Here is a 7,346-nt window from a genome sequence, read left to right as displayed (position 1 = left end):
GATGATAATTCAAATTTCATTCTTGAATGAAATAGAAAGAGGGACTTTCAGTCCCTCGTCAAACAAACCTCTGCACTTTCAGTGCAGAGTGGTTTAGTTTAAGCAAATACTTCTTCAAGTATAAAGTCTAATTGAGGAAATAACGGACTTTTTATTTTATCTTCTTCAATTAACGGATGTAAACCGATAAATTCATTATCTCTAAGAACATAAATTAAAAAAGTTTTGTCTTCGGGATTTACAATCCAGTATTCTAAAACTCCTGCTTCTTCATACAAATCAAATTTATATTTTAGTTCCTTCTTCGAGTTACCCGGTGAGAGTATTTCTATTACTAAATCTGGTGCACCGAATGCACCTCTTTTGTCTAATTTATTTTCATCACAAATTATACATATATCAGGTTGCACTACAGTGAAAATTTCATTGTCATTTGTTGATTTTTTTTTATTTAGCAGTCGAACATCAAATGGAGCATTAAATAAATTACAAGGACGATTTTTAAAACTATTCCATAAAATTCCATGCAGATTTCCCGCTATTTTTTGATGAGAAGTGCTTGGAGCAGGACTCATTTTTGAAATCTTTCCTTTAAAGATTTCAAGTCTTTCCTGAAATCTCCAGGTAAGATAATCGGCATAAGAATACGTTTTGTTAAAATCTAATTGATTAATATCTGTTACCATAATAATTCTATTTAATACAAATGTAGCTAATTTTAGAGTTTTAATTTAGAGATTCACAAAGTCTTATTAATTAACCCTTAGTCTGATTCCTTTTGTATGACTTGCAAATTCAGGGGCATACATACTTTGAATAGTTGTAATTCCATTAGAGAATTCTCCACTGTTATTTACTCTGATGTCATATTCTAAAACATAAGTTCCTTTGTTTATTTGATTAAAAAAGAAATGTGTTGCAGCATCTTTGGTACTCATATAATAACCCAATCGATCTTTGTACTGATATTGTGAGAGTACATTTACAGGCTCAAAACAAGAAGCACGCATGTCTTTCAAATGAATATATTCTACATCTTCTTTAGTAGTAATAACTAATCGTACCGTTACCAAATCACCTGTTTTTAAAGGATTTTTAGTTGTAATTCTTTCTAATTCATCGCCTTTCAAAGTGTTTTTCTTCAGATACAATTCTTTTGAAACTGATAAAACCGCTCCGGAATTATTTTTTATTTTATCCAGATCTTCAAAATACTGCCAGTAAAGACCTCCAAATCCTGGAACTTTAGATTTGTTTTCAATTTTTACCGAAGCCATTTCTTTTTTCACTTCTTCAGCTTTCCAGTTCATTTTAATATAACCCGTTGCAGCTTCTTTTTCATTTTCGGCTAATTTTTTGGTCATGATTTTTTCATCTCCTAATTTTATTACGGTATTATCTTTTACAGAAAGCCAGTCGGTTCCCTGCAGCAGTAATGCATAAATTGCTTCGGTAGTTGATTTTGTTGTTGGCCAGTTTTTGGTTTGTTTGTTTTTTAGTAACCAGACTTTCATTGCATCCACAGATTTGGTGTCCTGAGTAACTTCGGCGAAGGCCTCAATCAATAATGCCTGAGTTTCAATTGGTGCCTGATACCAGTACCAGCCTGCTTTATTGGCAATCCAGTACATTCCCCAATCTTCGTTATTGGAAGCTGTTTCTTTCAGACTTTCGATGATTTTTCTGGCGGTTTCTTTTTCTCCAAAACGACTTAAGGTCAATGTAGCCAGACCTTTTTCATAAATTGAATAAGTAAGCCATTCTACTTTTGCTCTTTCGAAATAGCGTTTAGTTGCTTTTTTTAAAGTATCTGAAAGTGGATATTTCTCTAAATAAAAACTTCTGGTATAAAGGTAATGCAAGTCAGAATACGGATTAAGCCACAATAGTTTTTCTCCTTTTCTTAAGTTAACGGTTCTCGTTTTATGATATTCTAAAAACTTTTGGTCTAAATACGGAATTCCGGCTTTTGCAATCTCATCGATTTTAGAAGTATTGTTTTCATCTTTGCTCAGTTTTGACAAATGTCCTAAACCTGCCAGAATATGTCTGGTAATATATTCGCTTTCATCGCCACCTTCAAACCATGGGAAACCTCCGGAACTATTTTGTTTCTTTTTTAATTTTTCAAAAGTAGCTTCCTGCGATGTTTTCATTTTTTCCAAGTCAAATAAAAGAGCCAGATTCTTTTTCTTTTCGTCTTCGCTTTGAGCTGCATCATTTAGCCATGGTGTTTCTGCCAGAATAATCGATTTTAATTCTTCGTTTTCTTCTAACTTGGAATTCAGTTTTTCATTTTTTCTCCAGTCTTCAAAAACAGTTACGATTTTAGGATTGCTCGAAATAATTTCAGAAGCGAGTGCATTTGCATAAAAACGGGCAAAAGTCTGCTCGGCACATTCATGCTCATATTCCATTAAATAAGGAAGTGACTGAATGGCAATCCAGGTTAGGTTTGACGTATATTCCAGTGTAAATTGGTGATTTCTTAAAGTGCTTGAAGTATTGTTTTTTAAATTTTCAAATGTATATTCTTTAGCTGAGTTTTCACGTACCCAAACCGGAATACTTTCGGTAACGAGCATATTGTTAGTTAGGACAGGAAGGATGTTTTCTTCACCATCAGAGAAATTACCTGATTTGGCTACAATTCGATATTGAACGCCTTGTAAACCTTCAGGAATTGTAATAGTCCAGTTTGCTGTTGTGTTACCATAAGCTGAAATGGTAAAGTTTTTAATGTTATCCGTATTCAGCATTTTGGCATCAATTTGTTGCATGGTTACAGCGTCAAAGAATTGTAAACTGGCTATTCCGGTTTTTGCTTCGGCGGTAACATTTGAAATTTTGGCACTGATTACAATCGTATCTTTTTCTCTAAGGAAACGAGGGAAATTCGGCAAAACCATCAATTCTTTTTGTGTAATGACGCTTTTCTCTAAATAACCGGAAACCGCATCTTTATTATGTGCCAATAAACGCAATTTCCAGGCGGTGAGAGCTTCAGGAGAAGTAAAGTTGAAACTTACATTTCCCTTAGTATCGGTTTTCAAATGAGGTAAAAAGAAAGCGGTTTCAGAAAGATTTTTTCTGGCTTTTACTTGTGTTAATTCTTCTAAAGCTTTTTTTGTTGTGATAATAACGACTCCGTGTTCGCCTTTAACTCCGTAACTGGCTTTTGCTTCTTCATCTTTTACAACCGCCATGTCTAAAATATCTGTTGGATTTAGTTTTTTAAATTCTTCAACAGTTGCTATTTTTCCATCGATGATATATAATATGGATTCATCAATAACCAGATTAGTAAGACCGCTGATAATTTTTTTTCCTGGTATAAATTTTATTTTACTTGTTCTAAAATAATATTCCGGATTGTTTTCATCATTTGATACAATTTCTACTCCTGCAGCCACTCCGGAAAGCATCGTTAACGTGTCAGCATTAGCGGAAGTAATTTCTGCTTTGACTTGCATTATAGCGCCCGTAAGAGATTGTTTTTTCTGGGTGCCATAGCCAACAACTACAACTTCCTTGAGTTCACTTGAGTCATTTTCAAAAGTTTGATTTATAGTTTTTGTATTTGTCACAATTGCAGAAATTGTTTTAAAGCCAAGGAAGGAGAAAATTAGTTCTTCGCCAATTACGGCTTCAATTTCATAATAGCCATCAAAATCTGAAGCAGATGTTCGTTTTGTTCCTTTTATAGTTATTGAAGCACCAGGAATTGGTAAACCGGTTTCGTCAGTGAGAATTCCTGAAATCATTTTAGCATTTGCCGGTTTTTCTATTTTTTTATCCAGTTGTTTTAAATATTGGGTTTGAAGATAAGTAGCATTTGGAGTATTAAAATCGAATCCAAACCAAATTAAATTTGTTGATTCACTGCTATACTGAATTTTAGGGAAGTAAGCATTTAGATTTGGTATTGTTTTATAGATTCGATCAAAACCGAATATCGTTTTTCTGTTAGCCGAATTGTAATTGTATTCATAAAATTCAGGACTGCTCCAGTCTTGTGTCGTAAATTTATCTAAAGAACTGTCATACATAGAAGCTAAAATTTCGGCCTCTTTTTTTGTGTTGTTGGCTTTTAATTGAAAAGACCACTTTTCGTTGCTTCCCGGTTCGATTTTACTTCTAAAAGTTTCTGCTTTCCATTCTAATTTTGGCGTTTCAGTTTTTAGCATAACTTCTAATTCATCATTGAAAACCTGATTTTCAAAAATGCTTTCCAATCTTATTTTTAATTTTTTTTCAAATTCTGATTTAAGTGGAATTTTAACAATAGTTTCATGGTTTTGAAGGTGATTTGTTTCTTCAAAATATAATTCATTTTTATAATTTCCTGCAATTGTAATATAAAGTTCTGAAATTTGCGAAGTAATTTTCAGCTGAACAAAACCATCTTTTTTCGGATCGGTATTCATTTGTTGCGCCGAAAATAATTTGCCTGGATTAAACTTGTCTTTGTTTTGCGTAAGCTCAAAATCGGTAGTTGTTTCAATTGGATTGTTGAAACTGTCCCTGGCACTAAAAACGACTTTGTATAATCCGGATTTATAATTTGAAATAAAGTCAAGTGGAATAGTTTTGTCTTTTTCAGTATCCACTTTTTTGGAATAGAGTAAAATTTCTTTTGGAGTCGTTAATAATTCTTTTCCCGTAATTTCGTAAGCAAATAGTCTTTCAAAATCCTGATCTGAGATTGTTTCGATTTCTGGATTCTCGAAATTCCTTGTTTTAAATTTGTTTAAAAACGGCCGGACATAGTATATTTTTATTTCACCTTTTGCAGCTTTAAATTCCTCATTTAGGTTTGTGCTGGTCAGTATAATTTCATTTTTATCTTTGGTCTGAATTTTATTAGGAAGCGCGGCTTCTAAAATCAAATCGTGATAACCTACTTTTACAGTAGTTTTAGAATCGTGCGTTTCGCCATTAATGTCAGTTACCGTAACTTCAATTTCATAAGTGAAAATTGGTAAATTTTCTTTTGGTGTATCTTCGTCAGGCAAAGCTGGAAAATCAATCACAAATTTACCTGAAGCATCGGTCTTTGTTTCGCCATCAGCAATTTCTTCCTCATCTTCTCTACCGTAATAATTTCGGGCATAACTCGTATAACGTGTAACGATATAACTTACTTCAGCATCGGAAATAGTACTTCCTGCAAAAGCTTTGGCAGAACCTTTTATTTTTACAGATTGATTAACATGGAAAGTCTCTTTTTTAGGATCAAATTTGATTTCAAATTTTGGGCGTTTGTATTCTTCAACTTTAAAATCGGTTTGAGAATATTCAAAATCTACTTTATTCCAAAATGGATTTTCTGCTCGCTCTTTGTTATAACGTTCATCCTTATTATAATTTAAAGGTTTTATGGCCTTAATTTTTAAAGAGCCGGTTAATCCTGTTTTAGGCAGAATAAATTCTCCCGAAAAGGAGCCAAATTCATTTGTGGTCATATCCATGTTTTTGATCTCATTGTAATCTGCATCTTCCAAAATAACTCTAAAACTGGTATTTGTAACTACGTGTGTTTTTTCGTTGTTTTTCTGAATTGCAATTCCTTTAAAATATACCGTCTGACCCGGACGATAAATGGCGCGATCCAGAATAAAACCCACTTTTCCTTTTAAATTAACCACTTTTTTTCCCTGATAAATATCGCTTCTTGAGAGGTAATTGCTGTTGAATGAAATGGTATCATTTTCTAAAGAGAATTGAATGGTTTCGTGATTACGGTTATTGTTTGATTTTTTATAGGAAACGATTCCATTTTGATTCGTTTTAGCAGAAAATCTTGGCGAATCTATCATTACATTTTCCACTGGTTTTCCTGTTTTTCGATCTAAAACCTGATAGGTTTCCATCAAATTACTTTCTGATGCTGTAATCGAAAGATTTGATACGGTAATGGTCTCATATGCAAAAGCTTTCTGATTTTTCGCATCACTCTCACTTTCAAAACTAACAAGATAAGAACCAGTTTTTAAATAAGGCAGCAATACTTCTGTAGAATGCTCAAAATAATCTTTTTTATTTTTTAAGTGATAAGTTTCCGAAACTTCAGGCTGTTTACTATTTGTAATTTCTTCTGCCTCAGTATCTTTTGATTTTTCATATTTGCTGAAAAATTGTGCTTTTTTCTGGTCGATTTTATAGAAAGAAATCTTAAGTTCCTCTACATTTTTGTATTGAATAAAAACACGCGTATTTTCATTGCTGTAAGTGTACTTTTGAGCCTGAACATTTATCGATTTTGAAAGCAGGATTTGTTTTTGATTTATTGCAGTTTTGTAGGCGTTGGATCTATTGCTGACTGCTATAATGCTGTCCAATATCGCTACAGCTTTGGTGTTATAATCTGGATTTACATTTTTCGATGCCGACGACAACAAACGTTGTATTTTTTCAAGTTGAATTTTTTGAATTAATATTTTGTCTTCCGCTTTTTTTTGAAGTTTGTTAAGCGCGTTCAAATAATCATTGTCAAAACCAAATAAAAACATTTTGCAGAAAAGTAAGCGTTCAAATCGATTCTCCGAAGTTGGATTTTTGCTTTCTTTTTTTTGATATAAAGAAATTACAAGATGAAGATTTTCATTTGTTATAAAATTTAAATTTAGTTTTGTAAAACTCTCAGAATTGCCAAGGAAATCCTTTTTATGTGGTATAAAGACACTTTTCGAAATTTCCCAATTACGTAATTTTTGAGTATAAATGCCAATGCTTTCGTTTACTATATAATTAAGCAAATTTTCAGTTTTGAATTCTGCGGAAGAAGGATAATCAAATATCAATTCATATTTTGTCAGAGGCGTATTTTTTAGAGCAATTTCATTTTCTAGCGTTCTTTTGACAGCTTGGTTTATTTGGGAAATAAAGTTTTTTTCTGTCCAGGTTAGAAAGTCCTCATCAAGAATTTCAATATTAGTTCTTTGCCTGATTTTATATTCGTTTCTTTTAAAATAATCATTTAGACATTTTGCATAAATTAAGTTCAAAATTGCTTTTGATGGAATTGAAACCCGGCCAATATCCGTTTTAAGATTATTAAGAATTTTGTTTTGGGCATTTTCATCAATAACCAATAGGTATTTTGAATGATAAAAAAAACATTTTATCATTTGCACTTCATCTTTTTCTGAAACTGCTTTTTTATAAATTCCTGAAACTATTTCACTGGCCGATTTGACCTTACCTTCTTTTTCAAAAGCAATAACTTTGTCCCATTTTTTATTATTTTGTTGTGCAAAAATTACTGTTGAAAATAAAAGGAAGGCAAATAGTATATTTTTCATAAGTGGGTTTTCTTATATAGAGTATCTTTTTCTAAAAAAGGT

At 32.2% G+C, this 7,346-nt stretch carries 2 protein-coding genes; both read right to left on the bottom strand.

Annotated features, from left to right (window positions below):
• Nucleotides 1–98 precede the first annotated feature (98 nt).
• Entirely contained in the window at nucleotides 99–689 is a 591-nt protein-coding gene (locus tag FLACHUCJ7_RS22210) for a Uma2 family endonuclease (RefSeq protein WP_110305576.1), read from the bottom strand.
• Between the two features lie 63 nt (nucleotides 690–752).
• Nucleotides 753–7,304 (bottom strand): alpha-2-macroglobulin family protein, encoded by a 6,552-nt coding sequence (locus FLACHUCJ7_RS22205; protein ID WP_180910496.1) that lies wholly within the window; start codon nucleotides 7,302–7,304, stop codon nucleotides 753–755.
• Nucleotides 7,305–7,346 lie beyond the last annotated feature (42 nt).

Source organism: Flavobacterium salmonis (assembly GCF_903819435.1).
Taxonomy (GTDB): Bacteria; Bacteroidota; Bacteroidia; order Flavobacteriales; family Flavobacteriaceae; genus Flavobacterium; species Flavobacterium chungangense.
Note: the sequence above shows the minus strand (reverse complement) of the source record. Positions and strands in the feature narration are given on the sequence as shown.